Genomic DNA, 26472 nt, shown 5'->3' with positions numbered 1-26472 from the left:
ACCACCTCTTTCTACTAAATGTTACTTTACTTGGTTCTTACGGGGGTTTGTTTAAAACATATATACTAAACTTGGCTGCTTTTCCTTTCAGCCAGTCGACGCCAAATTTAGTATATATGCCTTAAACAAACCTGGTGTCAGTCACTTCGTTCTGTCGTGTTAAAAGCCTAATTTGTTTCGGTATTCGACTTTTTATGTTATTGGTTTTACGGTTGGTTTTAGGTTTATCCAATTACCGCATTAAACTGCAAAGAATAATTTTTTATCATACCATAAGCGAAGTTGCGGAGCCAAGGATGGCGTAGCAAACCCCTTACAAACAGGACGTTTGTGGATTTGAAAAAAGAAAATTAGTTTTGCTTGCAAGGAAATGAATTTTCTTTTTTCAAGTGACCCCGTCACTGTCGAAGCTTTTGGTATGATGAAAAATTATGGACTACAAATTTGAACATACTAATCTACTCAAAATAAAGTCTCTTTATATTATCTAAAAGCCAGTAAAATTCTAAACAAGAAGGGTAGACAAATACCTCTCTCCACCATCAGGTGCAATAGCTAAAACCTTCTTACCCTTACCAAGTTCCTTAGCCACTTCAATAGCCGCATAAACAGCTGCTCCAGAAGATATCCCTACAAAAATTCCTTCCTGTTTCCCTAAGGCCTTAGCAGTCTCTAACGCATCTTCATTAGACACCTTAACAATCCTATCAAAAACCTTCACATTAAGGATTTTAGGAACAAACCCAGCTCCAATCCCTTGAATCATATGTGGTCCAGGCTCTTCATTAGATAAAACTGCTGAATCCCAAGGCTCTACAGCAACGACCTGTATGCCTTTAATATTTTCTTTTAAAATTTCACCAACACCAGTTATGGTTCCACCAGTTCCAACACCAGCAACAAAAGCATCCAAATCATTACCAAAATCGCTAATAATCTCCTGTGCTGTTGTTACTCTATGAATGGCTGGATTAGCAGCATTCTCAAACTGCTGTAGCATATAGTAACCATTTTCTTCAGCTAATTCTACTGCTTTATCAATAGAACCTTTCATCCCTAGATGAGCTTTTGTTAGAACTAATTCTGCGCCATAAGCTTTAAGTAACTTTCTTCTTTCAGTAGACATAGACTCTGGCATAACCAATACTAAATTATAGCCTTTTACTGTGGCAACCATAGCTAACCCGATCCCTGTATTCCCACTAGTTGGTTCAACAATGGTATCTCCTGGTTTTATAAACCCATCTTTTTCTGCCTGTTCTATCATATTGAAGGCGATTCTGTCTTTGACAGAACCACCAGGATTAAACATTTCTAACTTTACATAAACCTCTGCTATATTTTCACTGGCCAATTTATTTAATTTTACAACTGGTGTACTTCCAATTAATTGGGAGATATTATCATATATCATTACGTCACCTCTATTTTTTCTTAACTACTAACAGATTATAACCCTCAAAGTTTTCATTAATCTCTATGATTTCATGGCCTTCACCTTCAACACTTCTTGGTACATTCTTAATTGGCTCTCCATCATCTAAATAAAATCCAATGGTTTCACCACTTGGTATTTTAGATAACTCTATTTTTACTTTTACAAAGTTTATAGGGCATTTTACACCTTTAAAATCAACAATATTAAGAGAAGTATTTTCTTTTGATTCACTTGACGTTTCTTCAACTTCTGTTATTTCTGGATGCCATTCTTTTTCTAAAGTAATATTTAATTGTGGGCTTAATGATTCAAACATTTTTCTAACTCTTGTAGCAAGGTATTTTACATCTTCATATTGCTCATGAAGGCTATCAATATCCCCTAATTTGAAGTCAATTAAATCATTAATTAATTCTTTAATCTCTTTTTTAATCAAACCAGTATCAATAAAATGTGTATCAAACTCTTTAAAAATCACTCTTTCTTTTGATGAATCCACACCATTTAATACAAGTAAAGCTCTTGCTGCTGATACAGATGCATCGTATAATTTACTCGATACTTTTGATTTATCATAATCAGCTAATGCTGCATCTGCATTGTTTAGATCTAATTGAATAACGTCTAGAACCCCAGCACTACATTCTCCTGGTCCTCTACCTTTTAATGAGAATTTCTCATCTGAACCATAATCGTAATATAAGTCTTCATTGTCTACATCAATCTCGCTAAATTTTTGAACTAAATTATTGATTTCATCTGCTTTAGCATTTAAAAACTCTGAAAAACTTTCTATATTGCTTTGACTTTTTAATACTCCAATTTCATATAAAAAGTCTGGTATTTTTTTAGTTGGAATATCTCCAGAAGCTTTACCTAACTCTGCATTCTCTCCAAAGTTTCCATTTAAGAATAAAGTATAGTGAGGCACTAAGCCTTTTTCTGTTCTTTTTGCTTTTCCTGCTAAACCAATTTTACCTTTTTGATGTTGTCCACAAGAGTTTGGACATCCTGAGATAAAAATTTGAGGCAATAAAGATTTGATGCTCTCCTCAACTGTTTCAAATTTTTCAACAATAGCGTCTAATAAATTTTGTGATAAGCATAAGCCTAATTTACAAGTGGCAGCACCTGCACAAGCTACAGAATGATCTAAAACAAATGGTGATGAGAACTCTTTTGTTATTTCATCAAGTTTGCTAACATCTTCTTCTTTTAAATCTCTCACATATAAACCTTGTGTATTTGTTAATCTGATAGTAGTTTCGTAAGCAAGGTTACTTAAGAAATCTAATATTTTATTTATATTTTTAACAGTTATATTTCCATTTTGTGGGTGGATGTATAATGCGTATAATCCTTCTTGTCTTTGTGCCACGATATTATTACTTTTAGAAGCTGCATTGTTGTTTGGTGCAGCACTAGATACTTCTAATGGTAAGTCTAAGTCCAATTTATACTCTTTTTTTACAATTTCCAATTCTTCATTGTATCTTCTTCTAAATTCTTCTTCACCTAATCTATACACAATAAAACGAATTCTTGCACTATGCTTATTGGTTCTATCGCCTTCTTTTTCGAAGATATTTTTCATTGCTAGTACATGGTACAGAATTTCACTCCTTGGAATAAACTCATCTAACTTTAATGCTGTTGTAGATCTTCCACCTAATCCACCTGCACCATACAATTCATATCCTAATTGGCCATCTTTTTCTTTTGCAATAAAACCTAAATCAGATACTGTTGCATTGGCATCGTCTGCCTTAGAAATAGAAAATCCAATTTTATATTTTCTTGGTAAATTAAAAGCACTAGGTTCCGTTAAAAGGAATTCTGTTGTAGCCAACGCATCTAAAGTAACGTCAAATGGTTCTTCTTTTGAAACACCTGATAATGCTGAAGCAACAACATTTCTTGCTGTATTTCCACCTGTTCCTCTAGTCATGATACCCACATCTAATAATCCCATCATAATAGCTTCTGTGCCTTCTAATGACACTTTATGGAATTGAACATCCTGTCTTGTTGTAAGATGGACATGGCCATGACTGTGTATATCTGCTAATTCAGTTATCTTTTTAAACTGTTCTAAAGTAATAACCCCTGATGGTATTCTTGTTCTAATCATAAAGGTATTATTATCTCTTTGCTCATAAATCCCCATAGATACTCTATAAGGTTTAAATCTATCTGGCTCTATAATCCCTGCTTTAAACTCTTTTAATTTTACAGGGTATTCTTTAATTTCGTTTATAACTCTTTCTGGTATTTTTATCATGATTGCTCTCCTTATCTAAACATAATGCCTTTATAAACCTTTATACAATTTTTCACTATATAATAAGCATTGATTCCTTCATAGGTACCCATTAAAAACCCTTCAAATACTATTGTGAGTTTTTTGCTTTTATATAGTGAAATTCGTGGTTTATTTATCTATAGTAACTAATCTATTTCTAATTCTAGTTTTTTAACTTCATCTTGATCGTATATCATAAAAAAGTTAAGTACTGGCTCATCTGCTGCTAAGGAAAGAATTCCATATATCATAGCAGAGTCATATGCTAGCTTTTTATCTTCATCTGATGGTCTTGACGGTGTATAAGGATGAGAATGATAATTTCCTAAAAGTTCAAGGTTGTTTTTTCTTAAAGCTTTAATCACTTGAAATTGTTCTTTTGGATCCATAGAAAAATGTTCGCTACTTTGATCCGTATTGTATAAAGAATGAATTTCTTTTATGATAAATCTATCTTCCTCTTTTATGCCACCAATTAACCCACAACATTCTATTGGAAATTCTTTTTTACCTTGTTCTATAATTTTATCAACATTTTCTCTTGATATTTTTACAACCATTTGCATCACCCTTCCAATTTGCCGCTTTTTAAATCACAAATAGGTCCTGAGTAATCAATTAATGTATCAATTGTTGGATTGTCTCCACATACGCCACATTTACCATTATGCTTGATTTTAATTTTTCTAAATTCCATTTTAAGGGCATCGTATGTAAGAAGGTATCCTGCTAATAAATCCCCTAATCCAAGGATGTATTTAACCGCTTCCGTCGCTTGTAATGTCCCAACTACGCCACCCATTACACCTAGAACACCAGCTTCTCTACAGGTAGGCACAACACCTTCTGGAGGTGGCTGTTTGAAAATACATCTGTAACATGGTGTATTGTTTTCTGGAAGATAAGTTGTTAATTGACCTTGAAAACGTATGATTCCTGCGTGAGAATATGGCTTTTTAGCCAAAACACAGGCATCGTTTATTAAAAATTTCGCACTAAAATTATCCGTACCATCTATGATAAAATCATAGTCTTGATCTTTGATAATATCTAATATATTTGAAGAATCAACAAAAGTATTATAAGTAATCACATTAACATCTGGATTCATTTCATTAATTGTTTCTTTTCCAGATTGCACTTTATCTTTATTCACATCTTTTGTACCATGGATAATTTGTCTTTGTAAGTTCGATAAATCAACCACATCACCATCAACTAATCCAATGGTTCCAACACCTGCTGCTGCAAGGTACATTGCTGCTGGCGCACCTAAACCACCTGTACCGATTACAAGTACTTTAGCATTTAATAACTTCTCTTGGCCTTCAACACCTACTTCTGATAAGATAATATGTCTTGAATACCTTTCAATGCGTTCTTCATTAAATTCCAAATGCGCCACCTCCCATAAAGTATAGGAATTCCACCTCATCATTTTCTTTTACTACTGTTGTATCAAAATCATCTCTATCTATTATTTCACCATTAAGTTCTACTGAAACCATTTCTGGCATTTTTACATCTTGAGTTTGTAAAAGCTCTGTTACGTTTAATGCTTTCTCTAATTCTTTCACTTCACCATTGATTTTGATTTGCATAAATAATTCCTCCTATTATAACATAGTATTCTTATATGTTTTATCTTTTCATCTTATTAAAAAGTACCATGATTAGCCCAAAATGTCAATAAAACGGACTCATATATACCATTTAGTTTTACATATAAGAAGGAAAACTATCCTCACCTCTATTTGCTATTTAAGTTGTCGTAGATTTCGTGGATTTCTGGCACACCTGCCCACCAAATATCTCCTGCGCCACTTCTTTTTGTTTGAGAATTATCTAAATCTGCAGCAACAATATAAACTACGCTAACAAGAACCAATCCGATCAATATTCTTTTTATGTTTAATTTTAGTTTTTTCATTTATACCACTCTTTCTAGAAAGGTAGTGTAAAGAACCTTCCACCAAAAAATACGATAGCTGCTATTAATGTTAATACAATATTAAGGGTTTGACCTACTAAATATAATTTAAGTGGGTTTCCACCTTTTACTAACTTAGCCATATCTTTAAAGTTAGACTCTAACCCAATGCTTATAAATGCTAGTGTAAAGAAAAACTCTCTATAATCATTTAACACGGATAAACTTGCTGATACTGAATCTCCTGGTATGATAAAAGAAAATACTAATGATGCACCAATGAATCCAAGTATAAACTTAGGCATTCTAATCCAAATCTCTTTAACACTTACAGTTCTTTTACCCTCAGCGTCTTTTTCATAAACTGTTGTAAAGAATGCAGCTACTGCAAAAGCAACGATACCAATTAATACATTTTGAACCATTTTAATTATAGCTGCTACTTGCATTGCTTCTTCACCTAACATAGTACTTGCTGCAACAACGGCACCTGTTGCATCTACAGTACCACCAATCCAAGCCCCTCCAACTGCTGGAGAAAGTCCCATTACTCTTATAAGAACCGGCATAAAGATCATCATTAAAATTGTAAAGATCAAACTGATTGATATGGCTAAACTGATTTCTTCTTTTTTTGCTTTTGCTGCTGAACCAGTTGCGATTGCTGCTGATACCCCACATACGGATAATGCAGATACTAATGTTATGGCTAAACTACGTCCATCTTTCATTTTTAAAACTCTTTGTGAGAACCAGTACATTATTACAATTACTAATGGTGTTACGATCCAAGCAACCCCTAATCCTAAAGCGCCTAGTTCTAATACTCTATCAAATAAAATGGAAGCACCTAAAAGTACTAAACCTGTTTTTATAAATAATTCTGTGTACATGGCACCTTTTAAGAATTCAGGTGTTTTAATTGTATTACTAATGATTAAACCAATCACTAATGCCCAAATAACATTGTTAAATCCATAATGTCTCCAAGGATTATAATTACCTATTAAAAAGGCTACAATTGCTAAAACAAATATTATAGGAAAGCTTACTACAAACTTTTTAAAATTACTTCTTTTAAAGAAATATACTGCTAATGAAAACACTGCCCAAGATACAATTCCTGTCCATAGTATTCCTGGTAAATTTTCAAAGTTAATTGACTTTACGATATCAAAAGAACCTTCGCGTCCCCATCTTCCTGGTAACACTGGTTTAGTTAACCATCCAACAAGAGTTGCTACCATAAGGATAATGCCTAACCAAACTGCCCACCAATCTTCTTTTAATATTAAAGAGCTAAATCTCCCATTTGATTTCTTTTCATTTACTTGACTCATTTTAAATACCTCCCATTGAATTATGTATTTCATATATGTTTACTAGGTTATAGGGTAAAAAAAATTACTTTCAACATATAAGGCTTATGTTTTATTTCCAACCTCAATACATACTATTCTTATATGTTTAATCTGTTACAGCACTGATGTAATATTATAATAATTTTTACCACTTGTCAATAGGCCTACAAAAAGTTTTTATATTTTTTCTATATTGTATTATTATGTTTAAACGTTATTTTCTTTAAACTAAAAATACTAAGATCAGCATTTTATATGGCTAATCTTAGTATTTACTTTTATTTCCTAAAATGCTGGTACAATTGCACCTTCATATCTCTCAAGAATAAATGCTCTTACTTCGTCAGAATTCAATACGTTTATTAATGCTTGAATCAATTCATCCTCTTTGTTGTCTGGACGAACTGTTAAGATGTTGGCATATGGAGAATCTTTATCTTCCATAATTAAAGCATCATCTGTTGGATTAAAGTCTGCCTCAAGAGCAAAGTTAGTGTTTATAACTGCTGCATCAACATCTACTAATACTCTTGGTAGTACTGCTGCTTCTAATTCTCTAAATACTAAGTTTTTAGGATTCTCTACAATATCTCTAGGCGTTTGTACAAGACCTGTTTCGTCAGCTAATTTAATTAAGCCGTAGGCTTGAAGAAGAAGTAATGCTCTTCCCTCATTTGTTGCATCGTTAGGCACTGCAATGATAGCCCCATCTCTTAAATCTTCAAAGGCATCAATTTTTACAGAATACAATCCCATAGGTTCTACATGGACTGTTGCTACAGATACCAATTCTACATTGTTGTTTTCTGCAAAGTTATTCATATAAGGTACATGTTGAAAAAAGTTTGCATCTAATTGTTTTTCATTTAATGCCATATTTGGTGTAACATAATCTGTAAATTCTCTAATTACTAATTCTATACCTTGCTCTTCTAAGATTGGTTTAACAAATTCTAATATCTCTGCATGTGGTACTGGTGTTGCTCCTACCACTAACTTTTTGTTGACTTGTTGATTGCTAGTTTCTGTATTATTTGTTGAACAACCTGCAAGGACAACAATCATAGCTACTAATAATAATGATAAAATTCTTTTTTTCATATATATCTACTCCTTTATATTGTTTTTTTATAAAAAGTGACTATGTCACATAAATTACTAAAAAGTTTATCTTTTATTTGCTTTCCTCGCGAAAAAATATCCAATATACTGAATGATCTCTACTAAGATAATCAGTACAATAATAGAAGCGTAAAGGACATCGATTTGATGTCTATGAAAACCAAATCTAATGGCCAAGTCACCAATGCCTCCACCTCCAATAGCTCCTGCCATTGCAGAATACCCTACTATATTTATGATGGTAATGGTCAAACCAAGTATTAAAGATGGTAAAGCTTCTGGCATCATTACTTTAAAAATGATTTGAGGCGTTGTTGCTCCTACAGATAATGCTGCTTCTATAACGCCCCAATTTACTTCTTTTAACGAAGATTCAATAACTCTTGCCACAAAAGGTGCAGCTGCAATTGATAAGGGTACTATCGTCGCGGTTGATCCTATAATTGTTCCAACAATCAACCTTGATATAGGAAAAATTGCTATCATCAATATAATAAATGGAATGGATCTTGTTATGTTTACTATTCTATTTAATACTTTATTAAGTCTCGCTTTTTCCCAAATATGTCCTTTTTCAGTAACAACAAGAATGATTCCTAAAACCAATCCCATTATTAATGATAAAATGGTTGAGAAAAATACCATATACAAGGTTTCTAGTAAAGATGGATACAGAAGTTGTAACATTTTTACTATATAATTAATAAATCCACTCATTATTTGGTCACCTCGATTCCTAATTTATTTTTTTCAAGATAACCCATGGCTGATGCAATACTCTCTTTGCTGCCTTTTATTTTTATTAACAAGTTACCTACTGCTGAATCTTGAATTCGCTCAATGTTGCCTGCAAGTATGGTAATGTCTATATCAAATTGTTTAATCATATTAGATATAATAGGCTCTGTTGCACTATCCCCTATAAAAAATAGTCTAAGTATTTTTTCATTACTAGAAATCCCTGCTATAAATCCTTTAGGCAATTCAGTAATTGTATCTTTTAAGAATTTTTTTGCTACTTGAGTTTTTGGCTTTGCAAATACTTGAATTACACTGCCTTCTTCAACTACTTCTCCATTTTCCATTACAGCCACTCTATCACAAATCTTTTTAATAACAGACATTTCGTGAGTGATTAATACCACTGTAATACCTAGTTCCTTATTAATGTTTTTTAATAAATTTAAAATAGATTCTGTTGTTGTTGGATCAAGGGCAGATGTTGCTTCATCTGATAATATTATATCTGGATTATTAGCTAGAGCTCTTGCAATACCTACTCTTTGTTTTTGACCACCTGATAGCTGGGATGGGTAAGAATCTTTCTTATCTTTTAATTCTACCAACTCTAATAATTCATTCACTCTTCTATCTATCTCACTCTTTGAAACCTTTGCGATTTTTAATGGAAAAGCAATGTTATCATAGACTGTTGAATTCATTAATAAGTTAAATTGCTGAAAGATCATTCCTATTTTTTTTCTGTAGGTACGCAAGGCCTTAGGTTTAAGCTTTGTTAAGTCTGTACCTTCAACAATCACTTCACCTGAATTTGGCGTTTCTAACATATTGATACATCTTATAAGAGAGGATTTGCCTGCCCCACTTAGTCCTATAACACCAAATATTTCACCTTTGTTAATCCTAATGTTGACATTATTTAAGGCTTGAACTGCTTTTCCACGAGTATTATAAACTTTATGAAGATTTCTAAGCTCTATCAACTGTCTTCTCTCCTTTACTGCTTCGATCATTTATTTCGTTAAAGCGCTTATAATGCGCTTCCATCTTATTCCATATTTTACTTATATGTTTAATATGTTTTGTATCCTAACATTCGTATATGATATAATAGATTTTTTATGATGTCAACATCTTTCGACATAATTTTCTATGTTGAATACTTCAACACAAAAAAACAAACAATCATTGTTAAATATGACTGTTTGTCTTTTATTTTTTATGTATACATTAATAATTAATCGGTGTGTAAAAAACTTAAGTATGGTGATTTTTATTTTTCCTAAATACCTTTTAAACAGGACAATTATTTATTGCACTCTCTTAAGTTGATACCCATACCTAAAAAAAAGCAGTATTCAAAGAAACTTAAAATACTGCTTTTCCAAATTTTCTATCTTATTCGATTCTGCAAGTTAGGACTTCTTCTTATCCAATTTTCTATTTCCTTATTGTACTTTCTTACTTCATTTTCTGTAAGAATTAATAACAATTCATTCATTTCCCAAGGCTCTAGATAAAAATCTTTTATAACCCTTCTTATTTCTTCATTATCATAATTTTTATTTATAATTGTATGGTTTTGCTGAGGGAATATAAATGTTTTTCCTGTTAATGGTCTTAGATTGTATTTCCCTAATAAATAGTGTGGGGACCAACCTGCAAATACAAACCATTTGTTTTCTTCTGCGTATTCTTTTATTTTTTGATCTAATTCATTTACTGTTAGAGTCTGTAAGGTATAGTCTATTTCCTTTGTTTCTAACCATGTATCAATCATATTATAAAGGTAATCATTATTGCTTTCTAATACATATATAGTCCTATCAAGATTCTTTCTATAAAAATTTAATTCCGTCACATCAGATATATGTGAATAAAATGGGGCGTACAATCTTATTTCACTAGATGCATAGTTGATTCCTAGAGTTTCTACTGAGTCTTCATATTGTATTAAATCTAACATATTGATATCCGGTAACCAACACCCAAAAGCGACATCGATCTTCTTTTGTTCTATTGCTTCATATTTGTTCTGATCTGAGATGTTTTTTAAGGAGACTATATAGCCTTTATTCTCTAATATATTTTTCAACAAAAAACTTTGAGCTAATGATGAAGGATAGGATTCAAATCCTATGGTTAAATCTGCTTCTACTTCTATCAGGTTGTCAACACTTGTTTCCTGCTCCTTGGAACATCCTACCATTAGTAATAGTACCGTTATAATTATTAATAATTTCCTCATAACTCACCTCTGTAAAAGCTGTATTTTTTTTCTTATTACCTAGTATCTGTAAATTTCTCTAAGATATAGTGGTTAGTTATGGAAATTATTATAATATATGGAAAGTAGCTTTTTTTGCATATAAAAAACACGGTTTCCCGTGTTTATACTGTTGCACTTAAATATTTTTCGATTTCATTCATTGCTTCTTCTTCGTCACTGCCATCTGCAACAACGGTTATTTCTTCGCCTTCTAATACACCTAAACTCATCATACCCATTATGCTTTTTGCATTTACCTTTTTGTCTTCCATTTCTACATAAATACTAGATTCAAATTTACTTGCTACCTGAACAAATAAAGCTACTGGTCTTGCTTCAAATCCTGAAGCCAGTTTTACCTTTAAATCTTTCTTAATCATAGAATTCTCCTCCCTTTTCATCCCTTAGTTCCTGGGCTATAGCACTTATTTTTCTAAGCCTGTGGTTCACTCCTGATTTACCAACAGGTGGATCTAAGTACATTCCTAATTCTTTTAAACTTTCTGAAGTGTATTCCAATCTTACTCTTGCTATTTCTTCTAAAGGTTGAGGCAACTTATCTAATCCAATGGTTTCCTCAATATATCTTATATCATCTAACTGTCTAACTGCCGCAGATACTGTTTTATTAAGATTGGCTGTCTCGCAATTAACAATTCTATTTACGTTATTTCTCATTTCTTTTAGTATTCTTACATTTTCTAAATCCATTAATGCTATATGAGCTTCCATAACATTTAGTAAGTCTACTATCTGAGTACCTTCTTTTAAATAAACAACATAGTATTTTTTTCTTTGTACTATTTTTGCATCCATCTCAAAGCCATTAATGAGTTCTTGCAAAGAGCTACTATGGCTTTTATTAGGATTTACAAATTCTAGATGATAAGTTTTCTCTGGATCACTTAATGACCCACCACCTAAAAAAGCGCCCCTAATATAAGCTCTTTTACAACATGTCCTTTGAATCAATAGGGGATTAACTTCATAGTTCCTTTTGTATTCCCCATTTTTTTCATAAATTAGCTTTGTTGCTTTTAATACATCCATACTTTTTGTTGGATTACCAATAACCATTATATATACCCTATTCTTTTTAAGGTATGTATTTCTTCGTATTAATACTTCTGTATTAATATTAAACGTTTTCTTAATTAATGTAAAGTATTTTCTTGCCACTGCTGCATTTTCAGTTTGAACCTTTATTGATGCTTCATTTTCAGCTAATACTTTCACTCTTCCACACATATTTATAATCGCTGCTATTTCTGCTATTTCACAATGCCTTCCATGCCCAAGATGCCTTGCTATTTCTTCTTTTACCATTGTAGAAAAGGACATCTCTTCACTTCCTTTTACATTTCTTTTGATTTTTTATCTTTGTCTATATCCCTATGAAATTTCTTAATACTGTAATCGTATTTTGATAATCTTTTAAAGATTTCATTGGTTAATGTTACGGATCTATGCTTACCGCCTGTACAACCGATACTTATTACAAGTTGATTTTTTCCTTCTTGTATATAATTAGGTATTAAGAAACTTAGCATATCGTCTAACTTGTCTAAGAATTTTTGTGAGACATCCCAGTTCATAACATAATCTTGTATGATTTGGTCTTCTCCTGTTTTTGGCCTTAATTCTGGTATATAATATGGATTAGGTATAAATCTAACATCATAAACTAAATCAGAATCTGAAGGTATCCCATACTTAAATCCAAAAGATAATACGGTTATATATAAACTACTGTAACTTTTGTCTTCGATGAAAATTTTGTTTAACTCAGATTTTAATTCTCTAGTTAAAAGATTGCTTGTGTCTATTATATAATTGGATTTTTCTTTTACGTATTTTAAGATTTCTCTTTCCATACTTATACCATCTTGTATACGACCATCACCCATTAATGGGTGTTTTCTTCTTGTTTCTTTATATCTTTTAACAAGAATCTCATCTGATGAATCTAGAAATAACACTTCATAATTCAAACCATTTTCTTTGATTTCTTTTAAATCTTCAAATAACTCATTAAAATCTTTTCCACTACGAATATCTATTCCTAATGCTACTTTATCAATTCCTGAGTTTGCTTTAAAACATAGCTCAGCAAATTTTTTAATAAGAAGGGTAGGAAGATTATCAACACAGAAAAAACCTACATCTTCTAACATTTTTAAAGCTGTACTTTTTCCTGCACCAGACATACCTGTTACAATAACAAAACGCATATTTTCATCCTTTCAAACCTAAACCTAAGAGCCATTTATTCATCTGTCCCTATGATTCTAACTTCTGGTTCTAATACCACTTGAAATTGGCTTTTAACTTCTTCTTGGATATGTTCTATTAAATCAAGTACATTTTTTGCCGTAGCATTGCCTAAGTTCACAATAAATCCACAGTGTTTTTCTGATACTTGAGCATCACCTATACGATAACCACGTAAGCCTGCATCCATTATTAGTTTTCCTGCAAAATGTCCTACTGGTCTTTTAAAAGTGCTCCCTGCACTAGGCATTTCTAAAGGTTGTTTTGTTGTTCTTTTATCTGTTAAGTCATCCATTATGGCATTGATTTCATTCATATTGCCTTTTTTAAGCTTCAGTTTTGCACTCACAACAATAAAATTGTTCTTTTGAATAATACTTGTTCTATAGCCTAATTCTAAGTCATCTTTTTCAATGGTAATAATGTCTCCTTTATCATCTATCACTGTAGCTGATAGGATAACATCATTTATTTCTCCACCATATGCACCAGCATTCATACATACAGCGCCACCTAATGTTCCAGGTATCCCACTGGCAAATTCAAAGCCTGCTAACTCAACTTTACATACTTTTTTTGATAAAGTGGATAGTAATATGCCTGCTTCTGCTTCTACTATTTCTCCATTGATATGAAGGTTGCTTAAATTTTTATATACTTGGATAATAACACCTCTAAAGCCACCGTCTTTTACAAGGAGGTTGCTTCCATTTCCCATTATATAATAAGGAATATGATTTTGTTTACATATATCAATGGATTCTTTTAATTGTTCTATTGTTCTTGGAAGGAGAAAAAAATCTACTGGTCCACCTATTTTAAAAGAAGTATGTTTAGACATAGGTTCCTCTATTAATATATCCTCTTTATCTAGAACATTTATAAATTCATTATATAACATCTCATTACTCAATTTACTATCCTCCGCTAACTTATTTAACTCAGCCTACGCATCTTACTAGTATAAGAGGCACTAGCTTTGCTGAAAATAAAGTTTCAAGGCCTTGCAAGGAAGCTTTAAATTTCTATTTTCATAGTAGGGTATTGTTATATTATATGTCTTTACTTCAAAATAGTTCATAAAATATTTACTCTTTTTGTGTTGCTTCTTTTTTCTTTTCTAAATTGTTCATTATACGATTATTTAATTCGATTGCCGCATTATAGCCCATTAGTTTTTGTCTGTGGTTAACAGCTGCTGATTCAACAATTACAGCAACGTTACGACCTGGTCGAATAGGTATAGAATGACATACAACTTTGTTGCCTAAGAATTCAATGTATTCATCCTCTATCATAAAACGATCATATTCTTTTTTTCTGTCCCATTCTTCTAATTTTATAACTAAGTTAATGCTTTGTGTTTCTTTTACACTTTCAACACCAAATAGTGTTTTACAATCTATTATACCAATCCCCCTAAGTTCTATAAGATATCTTATAATATCTGGACAACTTCCAATTAGGGTATCATCACTTACTTTTTTAATTTCAACAACATCATCTGCTACTAGACGATGTCCTCTTTTTATTAATTCTAGGGCCGCTTCACTTTTACCAATACCACTCTCACCCGTAATAAGAACGCCTTCTCCATAAACATCTACCAATACGCCGTGTATTGATATTCTTGGTGCTAGCTCAACTTTAAGATATCTTATGAGTTCAGCCATGAATGACGATGTTGTTTTATGGGATTGTAACAAAGGTATTTTATATCTTAATGCTAAGCGTTGAATGTCATCTGATGGTTCAAGTCCTTTACAAAATACCAAGCAAGGTATTTTACTTTTAAATAAGGTTTCTATTACTTGTGCTCTATAGCGCTCTGACATTTTTTCAAGGTATGTGTATTCTACCTTTCCAATGATCTGAACACGGTCAGAATCAAAATAGTCAAAGAATCCTGCCAATTGCAGAGCCGGTCTGTTCACATCCGATTGATTTATTAAAGTCTCCTCTATAGAGATACAACGGGTTAAATTAATTAAGTTCATCTTTTCTACAATTTTAGTTAAACCAACAGTATACATATTACTTAGCCTCCATTTTGTTTCTTAGTTCCATTTAAGGCACATATAACCATTTTATCATATGAACCCTGTTTCTTCAATTAATTTAAATTATACCTAATGGAAGAAGTTATAAACGGCCTCTGCTGATTTTTTATTCATACTTTCAACATTCTCTAATTCTTCAATGGTTGCTTCTCTAATTTTTTCAACAGACTTAAAATGGCTTATTAATGCTTTTCTTCTTGATGGACCAATACCATTGATCTCGTCAAGTATGGATTGGACTTGGGTCTTACTTCTTAATTTTTTATGATATTCTATTGCAAATCTATGGACTTCATCTTGAATTCTTTCTACCAATTTAAAAGCTTCTGTTCTTTTATCAATCAGTATTTCTTGTTCATTATAATACAATGCTCTTGTTCTATGGTTATCGTCCTTAACCATTCCACAAACTGGAATGTTCAAACCTATATTAGATAGTACTTTTAAAGCAATTCCAACTTGGCCTTTTCCACCGTCCATCATTATGATATCTGGGAGCTTTGTAAATTTACCGTATTCTTTTTCAAGACCTTTTTCATTTAATTCTTGGGCTTCTTTTATGGCATGATTGAATCTTCGTGTTAGAACTTCTTCCAGGCTGGCATAATCATTTGGACCCTTAACCCATTTGATCTTAAATTTTCTATAGTCACTTCTTTTAGGTTTGCCTTCTTCGTATACAATCATAGATCCTACAGATTGGAAACCACCTGTGTTGGATATATCATAGGCTTCTATTCTATTAATATTGTTTAAGCCTAAACACTCTTCTACTTCTTTTACAGCACCTTTTGTTCTTTGTTCTTCTCTTTTTAGTTTTTCACCAAATTGCTCTAATGATAAAGACGCGTTTTTAGCTGCTAATTCTACTAGCTTTGATTTTTCACCTTTTACAGGGGTTTTAATATATACTTTTTGTTCTCTTTTTCTCGTTAACCACTCTGATATTAATCCTTCATCTTCTACTTCTTCTTGTAAGATAATTTCTTTTGGTATAAATGGTGTCCCAGAATAGAATTGTTTAACAAAGGTTGTCATTACTTCACTTCTAGACATTTCTTCTACACCATTCATTCTAAATTGTTCCCGGCCTATTAGCTTTCCATTTCTAACAAAAAATACTTGTACCAAAGCTTCATCAAATGCTCTAGCAAATGCAATAATATCCTGATCTTCCATAGAAGAATTTATAGCCCGTTGTTTTTGAGCAATGCTCTTTACACTATTAATCTGATCTCTTATCTCTGCTGCTTTTTCAAATTCAAGATTCATTGAGAATTCAGCCATTTTTCTTTCTAACTCTTTTACCACATCATCAAATTTTCCCCCTAGGAAGTTCAATATTTCATCAATCATTTTTTGATATTCTTCCATATTGATATACCCTTGGCAAGGCGCTAAACATTGGCCTATATGATAGTTTAGACAAGGTCTTTGTTTGCCAATATCTTTTGGTAAATTACGATTACATGTCCTTATTTTCCATATGTTTTCTATTAAATCTATGGTTTCTTTTACTGCACCACCATTGGTATATGGTCCAAAGTATTTTGCTTTATCTTTTCTCATATCCCTTGTAAATAACACTCTTGGAAATGCTTCATTAATTGTTACTTTTATATAAGGATAATGCTTATCATCTTTAAGCATTGTATTGTATTTGGGTCTGTGTTGTTTTATAAGGTTGCACTCTAAGATTAAGGCTTCAAGTTCAGAATCTGTAACGATATATTCAAAGTAGCTAATATGTGTTACCATCTTTTGGATTTTTGCCATTAGATTTCTACTACTTTGAAAGTATTGTCTTACTCTATTTTTAAGATTGATTGCTTTTCCTATATATATAATTTCATCATTGGTATTTTTCATTATATAAATACCTGGTTTTTCAGGAAGTTTTTTTAACTCTTCTTTTATATCAAACATTTTTTCACTCCTCTCAACCACCTTATCTAATTATATATATTAATTCTTGTAAAAGCAACGGATAGAAAAACCTGATACAAAAGATTAAAAAAATCCCAATAGGTAACTATTGAGATTCGGCGAGGAAAGGTTCTATTGTTATTCTATTATACTTAACAGATTAGAGGAGTTGTTAAAGATAATAGCCTTATTAGCTTAATTGACTTATAACTTCTTTTTCTTCTTGAGACACTCTTTCTTCCATTTCCCTTTTTACCTTTTCTAAAAATGCTGGTTGTGTAAATAGGATACCTGCTAATACTGCTGTAAAAGGTGCAACAGTGACCAACCCTATACTACCAACAATGGTATGGAGGATTTCTGCTGATACATATCTTAAATTCAATATATTAATCATGGGTGTTCCTTGGGCCATAAATACCATTAATAATGCCACATATCCACCTGAATAAGCCAACAATAGTGTTGTAGTCATTGTACCAATTACAGCTCTACCTATTACTAATCCTGATTGAATGGCTTGTTTTCTTGTTATATTAGGATTGTTATGAACCATTTCATAGATTGCCGTTGATATATCCATAGCCAAATCCATTAATGCACCTGCTGACGCTAAAAAAATACCCGCTATAAATATATCTGTTAAATTCAAATGGGCGTACCCAGTATATAATAAAGTTTCTGAGAAAGGCAATATTGCACCGTGGATATTAAAAGCATTGCCAAAACTAATAGCCAGTATACACGTTAATACAGATCCTAAAAAAGATCCTGAAATTGCTACTAATGATTTCCTATTGATGCCTGCTACTAAAGCAATAATTACAATAGTCAACATAAATACGACTAGCATAGCTATTATTATGGGATGATAGCCTTTTAAAAAGGATGGAATTAATACCTTCCAAATCATTAGTATGGTTAATACAAAGGATATTAGGGCTTTTACCCCTACCCATCTTGCAAATAAAATTAATAGTGCTACAAATACAATAAATAGAATGATTTCTAAATGCAAGCGGTAGTGGTCTATAATTGTAACAAATGTCACTTCATTATCCAAAAAATCTATTACAGCTAAAGCTGTATCCCCTTCTTCAAACACTTTATCCATATCCAGTTTTCCCATAAAGGTATTTCTAGCATAGGTTTCTGTTCCTTTAAAATCTCCATTTAGAATTCTAACTTTACAAAGCTGTGATCCTTGTAGTATGACACCTCCTGCACTATAAACTAGAGAGTCATCCACTTCTAGTATTCTCACTCTTACTCTATCACTATTAGGATACTCGTTGGTAGGAAAACCTGTAGGTAATAGAATCAACAATATAATTATAAAAATAGATAACCCTACAAATACTCGGTTTATATTTTGTGACTCTTTCATTTTGTTATCCCCTTTATGATTTTACTTTTTAAAGAGTATCAAGTTGAGTCAAAGGCCCACTCAACTTGACTATTTTTATTATTATCTTACATTTAAAATGGCAGCCATCTTTCTATAGATATCTGTATTATCATAGAACCCTGTAAATAATTCTTGACCTTTCCCTAATGCAAATACTGGTACAGGCAATCCTGTATGATCATAAGTACCAAATGTAATACCTGCTTTATTATTTAAAATATGTGTCAGTGTTATTGATAATGGCTCATATCCACCATACATTAATCTTTCTTGTTGGGAATAATTTCTTTGATTACTTGGTGTCATTGATTGTTTTAATGCTGCTTCTAATCTTTGTATCTCATTGGCATTTAATACCATTTCAGGATAAAATCTAGCTTCTGGATCATTTGGAATAAGTACTCCAAAAGAGTATTTAATATCTAATGCCAAATCTGAAAGTTTTGCCGTTTCCATTGTATGCTTTTCTTTGTACGGATTTAAAACTTCTCTTCTAAAAATATCATTTGCAGATGTATTGGCTCTATCTAATTTATCGAAAAATGTTGAGTACCCCGTTCCTGCAAATCCAATAGACATACCACCTGTTTCATGGTCTCCCGTTACAATAATTAATGTGTCTTCTGGATGTTTGTTATAGAATCTTATGGCTTCTTCTACTGCATTAGAAAAGGCTATGGTATCGTGGATTGAAGCTACTGCATCATTTGCATGGTTGGCCCAGTCAATTTTACCACCTTCTACCATCATAAAAAATCCCTTAGGGTTATCTAATACATCAATGCCTTTTCTTACAAAATCAGCTAATGCCAATTCGCCTTGTTTACGGTCAACTTCATATGGTAGTGACGTACCATCTACTGACATATCAGGATTTATGGCTACAACTTTTCCTGATTTATTGTTTAAGTTTAAGATACTGGCCTTGTCTAGGGCTAAGTTATAGCCTTTTTCTTCTAACACTTCATAAATATGAGTTTGTCCGTTACCTTGTGGACTTAAAAACCCACCACCACCAAAGTAATCAAATCCGCTATCTGCTAATTGTAATGCTATATTATAATATTCATTTCTGTGAGGTACTTTTGAGTAAAAAGATGCTGGTGTTGCATGATTAATTGGCACACTTGACACAATACCAACTTTATATCCTTTAGTTGCTAATGATTCTGAAATTGGTGTGTATTCTATTTGTTTGCTTATATCCATATTGATAACACCTGATAATGTCTTATATCCTGATGCAATAGACGTTGCTGTTGATGCTGAATCTGGAATAAAAGAGGTGGCATCAAATGTTTGGGCTGCGCCTGATACTGGGAATTTAGAGAAGTTTAACTGCTCAATGCCCCCACCCTTAACAAGATCATTTAATCTGCCTTGTTTTCCTAAATACATCTCTGTTGATGCGATTTGAGGATAACTCATTCCATCACCAATAAATAAAAATACATATTTTGGTGCTTTTCCTTGAAAAACTGGTGTCGCAGCTTTACTAGAGTTAAAAAATGCAAAAACATTACTACTAGTAGTTAATACTATTGCTAATACCATAACAAAACTTGTGATAGCTGAAATGAGTTTTTTGTTTCTTTTTAACATCATTAATACCTCCTAGTATTTTATTATTACAGTATTAGAGTAATTAATTTCCATTAATTTTATATTAATTGAATGTTATGTCTCTGTTATTAAATGTAAAAAAACACCTACTGAAAATTCAGTAAGTGTTTCCTATCTTTTAACTTAGCTTATGTCTCTTACTACCCAAGAGACACAAGCTTCGTTGAAATCATTAATTTAATTTTTTTAAGCTATATATTAAGCCTCCACCTAAAAACACGAAGCCAAATATTAACATTATGATTGCTGATAATTCCATAGGACCACTCCTTTTTTAAACTGATCTTAGTTAACTTCTTCTTCTAAGTCTTTACCTTTAAGTGTAGTAAATACAAACCCGAAAACGATTGTTGCTAATACAATACCCCATCCACCGATAAGTAAATGTTTTGTAGCATATCCTTCGTAATTTGCTTTAAAACTATCAATAAGGAATAATATGTTAAGTCCTAATAAACTTAATGGTGTTACATACTTAATCATAAAGTCCCACCAAGGACCAAATTTCATATTTGAATCTTCATTAAATTCATTTCTAAGTTTTTTAGCACTGTAAATCCATCCTACAACAACACACTCAAATACACCAATAAGTATTAAGTTAAAGTTGTTTACCCAGTTATCAACGATATCTAACCAGTAAAGTCCTGCATTAGTTGCAAATATTAGACCAGCAGCGAAACCTACAAAACACATTCCCGCAACTGTTTTTTTCTTATCCCAACCAAATTTATCAACTAAACCTGTCACAATCCCTTCAACAATTGAGAATGCTGAATCAATTCCAAGGGTTAATAACATTAAGAAGAATAAGAATGCAAATACCACTTGAATCCAAAGTCCACCAGGTAATTGAGCAATAGCCTCTGGATATGTAACGAATGCCAATCCAGGTCCAGTAATAGACATATCAGCTATAGCTGTTCCAGATGTTTGTTGTAAAAATCCAAGAGTACCAAATACTGCAAAACCTGCAACGAAACTTAATAAGCAGTCTGCAAAAGCAATAATCATACTGTTTGTTGGTACATCTGAATCTTTAGGTAAGAAACTTGCGTAAGCAACCATAATACCAAATAAAACAGATAAACTGAAGAAAATTTGACCATATGCTGCTGCCCATACATTTATATCTTTTAACCTATCCCATTGTGGTGTTAAGTAGTAATTAATACCATCTATAGCACCTGGTAATGTTAATGCACGAATTACAAGAATAATTAATAGAATGATTGGTAATGGCACTGTCCATTTAACGATTTTACCCATTGATTTTACACCATTACGGATTGAAAACCATATAAAAATCCATGTTAATACAAGTCCAATTACCAATGGCATATTTAAACCACCTAGATTCCCTGGAGAATCAGATAATCTTAATACATCACCATAAAAGAAATCTGCACTTGAACTTTTTGTCCAAGCCAGCGTTAAAGAATGCCATAAATAATTGAATGTCCATGACATAACGATACAATAGTAGGCAACAATAGCAAAACTTGTTGCTAATGGCCACCATCCAAGCCATTCAAAACCTTTTTTCTTACCTAGTTTTCTAAAAGCTGTTGGCGCACCTGCTTGAAACTTTTTACCAATTGCAATTTCCATGATCAATAATGGAATACCTGCTGTAACTAGGGCGATAAAGTACGGAATTAAAAATGCCCCTCCACCATTTTGATACGCTTGACCTGGAAAACGCCAAGTATTTCCTAAACCTACTGCGGAACCTATAGCTGCTAAAATAAAAATACTTCTAGAGCTCCATCTCTCTCTACTCATTTTAACGCCTCCTAAAAAATTTTTTTGAAGATACCTTCTCAATACTATGTAATAATATAGTATCTCAGCTAATAATCCTATTAGTTGAGATAATGTATGTATAATTATACTATAAACCATTATTTTTCTCAATAGTTTTTGCAGTAATTATAATAGTTTCATTCATTTTTTTAGCTATTTTTTGTTTGTTTTTGTCACACAAATCTGATTTATTGGTGTATTTGTTTAAAACTTCAACGCATTAAATTAATATATTCTATATTTATTACTCAAGGCATTAAAACATACCTCTTTTTTTTTGAAGTTAAAATTACAAAACACCATCTTGATGTTGCAATTCATACAATTGATAGTATAGTCCTTTTTTTGCAAGTAATTTTTGATGACTTCCTATTTCACGAATCTTTCCTTTATGAAGCACAATTATTTTATTCGCATTTTGTATTGTAGACAGCCTATGTGCCACTACTAAAGTGGTTCTTCCTTCCATTAATTTGTATAGGGCATCTTGAATTAATTGCTCTGTTTCTGTGTCAATATTCGCTGTTGCTTCATCTAATATCAAAATTGACGGTTTATTTGCCAAAGTTCTCGCAAATGATAATAATTGTCTTTGACCAGCAGAGAAAGTAGTACCACCCTCTGAAACCTTTTCTTCATATTGTTTTGGTAATTTTCTTATAAATTTATCCGCATTGACATAAACAGACGCATTTACTATTTCTTTATCTGTTATTTCTTCATTTTTCAATCTTATATTGCTGTTAATCGTCCCTGTAAATAAAAATACATCTTGTAACATTTGGCCGATATTTTTTCTTAGGTCTTCTTTTTTAATTTGAGTGATGTTAATACCATCTAATAATATCTCACCTTTTTGAATATCATAGTATCTCATAATTAAATTGATAATAGATGTTTTTCCTGCTCCTGTAGCACCCACAAAGGCAGCAACCTCTCCTGGCTCTACTACAAAAGAGACATCTTTCAATATCCACTCTTCATCCACATAAGCGAACCAAACATTTTTAAATTCAATTCTACCTTTTACCACTGGCAAAGAAATAGGCTCTTCAACATCAATAATATCAATTTTTTCATCTAGCAGATTAAAAATCTTCTCCGAAGAAGCCATTGCTGATTGAATAATATCAAATTGCTCTGCTAATTGTTGTATTGGATCAAAAAAGTTAGAAATATACTGAACAAAAATAACCAATGTCCCAATGGTAATATGACCACTTATTACTCTCTTACCACCAAAGTACAACACTAAAAACAAACCAAGTACATATAACAAATACATGGCTGGGCGAAAAATACTGAAAATAACAAGTTGCTTTATGTGTGATTGATTAAGAGACTTATTTGCCTCATCAAATTCATTATACTTTCTTTCTTCTTGTGTAAATATTTGAACAATCTTCATCCCAGAAATATGTTCTGATAAAAAACTATTGATATTGGCCACTTTAGTTCTAATCTCTCTGTATAACTTTCTTGACGTTTTTCTAAACCATAATGTTAACAGGACAATTATTGGCATAATCATCATTATATAAAGGGTTAACTCAACATTTAATAAAAACATCATAATAGTAATACCCGCCACCATTACAATACTTTTGACTGAGTTTACGATGACACTGGTATACATTTCATTTAGAGTTTCTGTATCATTAGTAACCCTTGTGACAATTCTTCCAATTGGATGGTTACTAAAGAACTTTAGAGATAAACTTTCTACGTGCTTAAACACATCATTTCTTATATTGTATATAATTTTTTGTCCTGTATAATTTAACACTATGGTTTGAATATAGCTTATTATCAATCCCAATGCCAATATAAGAACAAATAATCCAGCTGCATAAATTAAATTTTTAATATCCTCTTGTCTTAAATGCTTAATATCATTTCTCTCTAAAGGTATTATAATGTAACGCTCTTCGTAATCCCTTACATTAATGGTATTAAGGGCTGGTATTTCTTCTTCCTCTATGCCGATAACTAAATGGTATGGGTGCTCCGCCCCTTCATCATAAACAATGGTAGCATTTATACCTGATACATTGCCTTTTTTTATATAATAGTTTTGTACTCTATAAGTATCTTTTCCATCTTCCTCAACTATTGAGTATATTTGATTATTGTCTATTATGACATTATCGATGGCCCTTCCTATAATGATAGGACGAATCAATTCTAAAGCTACTACCCCCAATAAGAGTACAAATGAAAACAGTATGTATTTATAGTATGGCTTAGCATACTCTAGCAATCTTTTAATGATTCTAGGGTCAAAATTTTTGTTTTCCTTTGATTCAGCCATTTTCATTCTCCTTACCTATACTTCTTTTTCTAGTTCTTTTTCTAATTGTTGTCTTTTAACCATATTATAGTACAACCCTTTTTTAGCAATTAATTCAGTATGTGTTCCTTCTTCAACGATTTCACCTTCATCTAATACAAAGATATTATCTGCATGTTGTATGGTAGATATCCTATGGGCTATTATGATAGTTGTTTTATTTTTTCTTTTTTCTTTAAGATGTCTTAAAATTTGCTCTTCCGTATTGGTATCTACAGCAGACACTGCATCGTCAAGAATTAATATAGGTGTATTTTTTATAATGGCCCTAGCAATAGATACTCTTTGTTTTTGTCCACCAGAAAGAGTAACCCCTTTTTCACCAACGATCGTTTCATATTCATTGGTAAAATCCATTATATTATCATGTACATTTGCTATTTGGGCAGCATTTTTAACCTCTTCATTATAAGCAAGAGGCATACCAAAAGCGATATTGTTTTTAATAGTATTAGAGAATAAATAATTATCTTGTGGTACGTAACCAATATTGTATCTTAAGGTTTTTAAAGGTATTTCAAAAATATCATTACCGTCCATAAAAATGGTGTTTTCCCTAGGGTTAATCAATCTCAATAATAGATTCACCAATGTTGTTTTACCACTTCCAGTTCTTCCAACAATTCCGATGGTTTGGCCTCCAATAATATTAATGTTAATATTCTTTAAAGCTTTTTCTTTTGAATGTGAGTATGTAAAATTAAGATTTTTAATGGTTATATTGCCTTTTATGACCTTAATATCTTTTGTTTTTTCATTGTCTTCTATTTCTGGAACTTCGTTTAAGATGCTTTGAATTCTATTAAAAGAAGCTCTCCCTTGGGAAATGATATTGATACACATCCCAAAAGCTATCATTGGCCATATAAGCATATACAAGTAGTTAATATAAGCCACAAATTCACCAATGGTTATATCCCCTAAAATGACAAGATAACCTCCGTAGCCTAATATAATGGAAATACTAAGACCTGAAATGAGACCCGATAAAGGCATCATCCAAGCAAATAGTTTTACCAACTTCATATTTTTTTCAAAGTTTTTAGCATTTACTTTTTGAAAGGCTAGGAGCTCTTTTGATTCTTGTACAAATGCTTTTATTACCCTAATCCCTGATAAATTTTCCTGAACTTGGTCTGTTAACTCTGAAAAGGCTTCTTGTTTTTCCTTGAATCTTAATTGGACTACTTTTCCAAGAAGCAAACTCCCAATTGCAATAAAAGGCAATGGAATAATTGCAAACAATGTTAACCTTAAACTAATAACTGTCACCATTTGTATAATTACTAATGTTGTTAATACAAATGCGTCTAATGCCATAAGTATTCCTGGCCCCAACATCATTCTTACTGCATTTAAATCATTGGTAGCATGGGCCATTAAATCTCCTGTTTGATGGTCATTATAATACCTTAAACTTAACTTTTCTAAATGCCCGAAAAAATCATTTCTAAGTTCATATTCAATATGTCTACTGGTTCCAAATATGAAATATCTCCAAACAAACCTTCCAATGGCGATGGAAATTCCTATTACAATCAATACAGTTACTCTGTTTGCAATATTTTCCATAGTGTAAGTCCCTGTTTGCAAACCATCTGTTACATCTTTTGTAATAAGGGGAATTCTTAATTGGATTATATCTACAAACACCAATGTGAGTATGCCTATTATGTAATGAAAGCGATATTTATGTAAGTAATACTTAATTATTTGTTTTTTATGGTTTTTATTGATTGTCTTTTTCATATAATAAATTATTATCTTCCCTTCTATGTAATAGAAATATTTTACACTAAAATCTAGTATAGTAAAAGGGTCATAAAATAAAAAGAAAGCAGTTATATTCTTTCTGCTTCCTTTTA

23 protein-coding genes are annotated in these 26472 nt (G+C 31.8%); all 23 read right to left on the bottom strand.

The features are described 5' to 3' along the window. Nucleotides 1-505: 505 nt before the first annotated feature. Nucleotides 506-1414 carry a cysteine synthase A gene (gene cysK / locus EDC18_RS09280; RefSeq protein ID WP_132252474.1) on the bottom strand — a complete coding sequence of 303 codons (909 nt, stop codon included), beginning with the start codon at nucleotides 1412-1414 and terminating at the stop codon, nucleotides 506-508. Between the two features lie 10 nt (nucleotides 1415-1424). Further along, a complete protein-coding gene (locus EDC18_RS09275) occupies nucleotides 1425-3719 on the bottom strand; it encodes a ferredoxin-like domain-containing protein (RefSeq protein WP_132252472.1) in 2295 nt (764 codons plus the stop codon). 167 nt (nucleotides 3720-3886) lie between these two features. Beyond that, complete coding sequence (locus EDC18_RS09270; RefSeq protein WP_132252471.1) at nucleotides 3887-4300, bottom strand: M67 family metallopeptidase; 414 nt, start codon at nucleotides 4298-4300, stop codon at nucleotides 3887-3889. A gap of 5 nt (nucleotides 4301-4305) precedes the next feature. Then, complete coding sequence (locus EDC18_RS09265; protein ID WP_132252469.1) at nucleotides 4306-5136, bottom strand: HesA/MoeB/ThiF family protein; 831 nt, start codon at nucleotides 5134-5136, stop codon at nucleotides 4306-4308. Further along, entirely contained in the window at nucleotides 5126-5341 is a 216-nt protein-coding gene (gene thiS, locus EDC18_RS09260; protein WP_132252467.1) for a sulfur carrier protein ThiS, read from the bottom strand. The genes EDC18_RS09265 and thiS overlap by 11 nt, the downstream gene beginning before the upstream one ends. Before the next feature lie 149 nt (nucleotides 5342-5490). Then, nucleotides 5491-5670, bottom strand: coding sequence for a hypothetical protein (locus EDC18_RS09255; RefSeq protein WP_132252465.1), 180 nt, complete (start codon nucleotides 5668-5670; stop codon nucleotides 5491-5493). A 14-nt stretch (nucleotides 5671-5684) separates the two neighbouring features. Next, nucleotides 5685-7010 (bottom strand): YeiH family protein, encoded by a 1326-nt coding sequence (locus tag EDC18_RS09250; protein ID WP_132252464.1) that lies wholly within the window; start codon nucleotides 7008-7010, stop codon nucleotides 5685-5687. Nucleotides 7011-7316: 306 nt separating this feature from the next. Next, the gene (locus tag EDC18_RS09245) at nucleotides 7317-8132 is read right to left on the bottom strand and encodes a MetQ/NlpA family ABC transporter substrate-binding protein (RefSeq protein WP_132252462.1); all 816 of its coding nucleotides are present in this window, start codon (nucleotides 8130-8132) and stop codon (nucleotides 7317-7319) included. A 66-nt stretch (nucleotides 8133-8198) separates the two neighbouring features. Next, nucleotides 8199-8870 (bottom strand): methionine ABC transporter permease, encoded by a 672-nt coding sequence (locus EDC18_RS09240; protein ID WP_243115109.1) that lies wholly within the window; start codon nucleotides 8868-8870, stop codon nucleotides 8199-8201. Continuing rightward, nucleotides 8870-9877: a methionine ABC transporter ATP-binding protein gene (locus EDC18_RS09235; protein ID WP_132252725.1), complete on the bottom strand. Its 1008-nt coding sequence runs from the start codon at nucleotides 9875-9877 to the stop codon at nucleotides 8870-8872. Before EDC18_RS09235 ends, EDC18_RS09240 begins: the two co-directional genes overlap by 1 nt. A 410-nt stretch (nucleotides 9878-10287) precedes the next feature. After that, nucleotides 10288-11142: a glycine betaine ABC transporter substrate-binding protein gene (locus tag EDC18_RS09230; RefSeq protein WP_132252461.1), complete on the bottom strand. Its 855-nt coding sequence runs from the start codon at nucleotides 11140-11142 to the stop codon at nucleotides 10288-10290. Nucleotides 11143-11285: 143 nt separating this feature from the next. Continuing rightward, nucleotides 11286-11543, bottom strand: coding sequence for an HPr family phosphocarrier protein (locus EDC18_RS09225; protein ID WP_132252459.1), 258 nt, complete (start codon nucleotides 11541-11543; stop codon nucleotides 11286-11288). Next, complete coding sequence (whiA, locus tag EDC18_RS09220; protein WP_132252457.1) at nucleotides 11536-12504, bottom strand: DNA-binding protein WhiA; 969 nt, start codon at nucleotides 12502-12504, stop codon at nucleotides 11536-11538. Before whiA ends, EDC18_RS09225 begins: the two co-directional genes overlap by 8 nt. Nucleotides 12505-12518: 14 nt before the next feature. Further along, nucleotides 12519-13394, bottom strand: a complete 876-nt coding sequence (gene rapZ, locus EDC18_RS09215; RefSeq protein WP_132252455.1) for an RNase adapter RapZ — start codon at nucleotides 13392-13394, stop codon at nucleotides 12519-12521. A gap of 35 nt (nucleotides 13395-13429) precedes the next feature. Then, complete coding sequence (gene murB / locus EDC18_RS09210; RefSeq protein WP_243115108.1) at nucleotides 13430-14347, bottom strand: UDP-N-acetylmuramate dehydrogenase; 918 nt, start codon at nucleotides 14345-14347, stop codon at nucleotides 13430-13432. Between the two features lie 175 nt (nucleotides 14348-14522). After that, nucleotides 14523-15467 carry an HPr(Ser) kinase/phosphatase gene (hprK, locus tag EDC18_RS09205; RefSeq protein ID WP_132252453.1) on the bottom strand — a complete coding sequence of 315 codons (945 nt, stop codon included), beginning with the start codon at nucleotides 15465-15467 and terminating at the stop codon, nucleotides 14523-14525. 96 nt (nucleotides 15468-15563) lie between these two features. After that, nucleotides 15564-17420 (bottom strand): excinuclease ABC subunit UvrC, encoded by a 1857-nt coding sequence (gene uvrC / locus EDC18_RS09200; RefSeq protein ID WP_132252451.1) that lies wholly within the window; start codon nucleotides 17418-17420, stop codon nucleotides 15564-15566. 190 nt (nucleotides 17421-17610) lie between these two features. Further along, nucleotides 17611-18807 (bottom strand): YibE/F family protein, encoded by a 1197-nt coding sequence (locus EDC18_RS09195; protein WP_132252449.1) that lies wholly within the window; start codon nucleotides 18805-18807, stop codon nucleotides 17611-17613. 81 nt (nucleotides 18808-18888) lie between these two features. Continuing rightward, nucleotides 18889-20430, bottom strand: coding sequence for an alkaline phosphatase (locus EDC18_RS09190; protein ID WP_243115107.1), 1542 nt, complete (start codon nucleotides 20428-20430; stop codon nucleotides 18889-18891). Nucleotides 20431-20623: 193 nt separating this feature from the next. Further along, on the bottom strand, nucleotides 20624-20710 hold the full coding sequence (locus tag EDC18_RS14955; protein WP_132252721.1) for a MetS family NSS transporter small subunit: 87 nt from the start codon (nucleotides 20708-20710) through the stop codon (nucleotides 20624-20626). Nucleotides 20711-20736: 26 nt separating this feature from the next. After that, nucleotides 20737-22236, bottom strand: a complete 1500-nt coding sequence (locus tag EDC18_RS09180; protein ID WP_132252446.1) for a sodium-dependent transporter — start codon at nucleotides 22234-22236, stop codon at nucleotides 20737-20739. Between the two features lie 310 nt (nucleotides 22237-22546). After that, nucleotides 22547-24568 carry an ABC transporter ATP-binding protein gene (locus EDC18_RS09175; protein ID WP_243115106.1) on the bottom strand — a complete coding sequence of 674 codons (2022 nt, stop codon included), beginning with the start codon at nucleotides 24566-24568 and terminating at the stop codon, nucleotides 22547-22549. A gap of 15 nt (nucleotides 24569-24583) precedes the next feature. Next, nucleotides 24584-26356 (bottom strand): ABC transporter ATP-binding protein, encoded by a 1773-nt coding sequence (locus EDC18_RS09170; RefSeq protein ID WP_132252443.1) that lies wholly within the window; start codon nucleotides 26354-26356, stop codon nucleotides 24584-24586. Nucleotides 26357-26472 lie beyond the last annotated feature (116 nt).

Source organism: Natranaerovirga pectinivora (assembly GCF_004342165.1).
Lineage (GTDB): Bacteria > Bacillota > Clostridia > Lachnospirales > DSM-24629 > Natranaerovirga > Natranaerovirga pectinivora.
The sequence above is the reverse complement of the archived record's forward strand: the minus strand, read 5'-3'. Positions and strand labels throughout refer to the sequence as shown.

Excerpts from the sequence above, each read along its gene's own strand:
- whiA (WP_132252457.1), bottom strand. The coding sequence starts at position 12,504 with ATGTCCTTTTCTACAATGGTAAAAGAAGAAATAGCAAGGCATCTTGGG.
- uvrC (WP_132252451.1), bottom strand. The coding sequence starts at position 17,420 with ATGTTTGATATAAAAGAAGAGTTAAAAAAACTTCCTGAAAAACCAGGT.
- EDC18_RS09170 (WP_132252443.1), bottom strand. The coding sequence starts at position 26,356 with ATGAAAAAGACAATCAATAAAAACCATAAAAAACAAATAATTAAGTAT.
- EDC18_RS09240 (WP_243115109.1), bottom strand. The coding sequence starts at position 8,870 with ATGAGTGGATTTATTAATTATATAGTAAAAATGTTACAACTTCTGTAT.
- EDC18_RS09190 (WP_243115107.1), bottom strand. The coding sequence starts at position 20,430 with ATGTTAAAAAGAAACAAAAAACTCATTTCAGCTATCACAAGTTTTGTT.
- cysK (WP_132252474.1), bottom strand. The coding sequence starts at position 1,414 with ATGATATATGATAATATCTCCCAATTAATTGGAAGTACACCAGTTGTA.
- thiS (WP_132252467.1), bottom strand. The coding sequence starts at position 5,341 with ATGCAAATCAAAATCAATGGTGAAGTGAAAGAATTAGAGAAAGCATTA.
- EDC18_RS09255 (WP_132252465.1), bottom strand. The coding sequence starts at position 5,670 with ATGAAAAAACTAAAATTAAACATAAAAAGAATATTGATCGGATTGGTT.
- hprK (WP_132252453.1), bottom strand. The coding sequence starts at position 15,467 with ATGTATACTGTTGGTTTAACTAAAATTGTAGAAAAGATGAACTTAATT.
- EDC18_RS09225 (WP_132252459.1), bottom strand. The coding sequence starts at position 11,543 with ATGATTAAGAAAGATTTAAAGGTAAAACTGGCTTCAGGATTTGAAGCA.
- EDC18_RS14955 (WP_132252721.1), bottom strand. The coding sequence starts at position 20,710 with ATGGAATTATCAGCAATCATAATGTTAATATTTGGCTTCGTGTTTTTA.
- EDC18_RS09275 (WP_132252472.1), bottom strand. The coding sequence starts at position 3,719 with ATGATAAAAATACCAGAAAGAGTTATAAACGAAATTAAAGAATACCCT.
- EDC18_RS09195 (WP_132252449.1), bottom strand. The coding sequence starts at position 18,807 with ATGAAAGAGTCACAAAATATAAACCGAGTATTTGTAGGGTTATCTATT.
- EDC18_RS09270 (WP_132252471.1), bottom strand. The coding sequence starts at position 4,300 with ATGGTTGTAAAAATATCAAGAGAAAATGTTGATAAAATTATAGAACAA.
- EDC18_RS09245 (WP_132252462.1), bottom strand. The coding sequence starts at position 8,132 with ATGAAAAAAAGAATTTTATCATTATTATTAGTAGCTATGATTGTTGTC.
- EDC18_RS09230 (WP_132252461.1), bottom strand. The coding sequence starts at position 11,142 with ATGAGGAAATTATTAATAATTATAACGGTACTATTACTAATGGTAGGA.
- rapZ (WP_132252455.1), bottom strand. The coding sequence starts at position 13,394 with ATGCGTTTTGTTATTGTAACAGGTATGTCTGGTGCAGGAAAAAGTACA.
- EDC18_RS09250 (WP_132252464.1), bottom strand. The coding sequence starts at position 7,010 with ATGAGTCAAGTAAATGAAAAGAAATCAAATGGGAGATTTAGCTCTTTA.
- EDC18_RS09175 (WP_243115106.1), bottom strand. The coding sequence starts at position 24,568 with ATGGCTGAATCAAAGGAAAACAAAAATTTTGACCCTAGAATCATTAAA.
- EDC18_RS09180 (WP_132252446.1), bottom strand. The coding sequence starts at position 22,236 with ATGAGTAGAGAGAGATGGAGCTCTAGAAGTATTTTTATTTTAGCAGCT.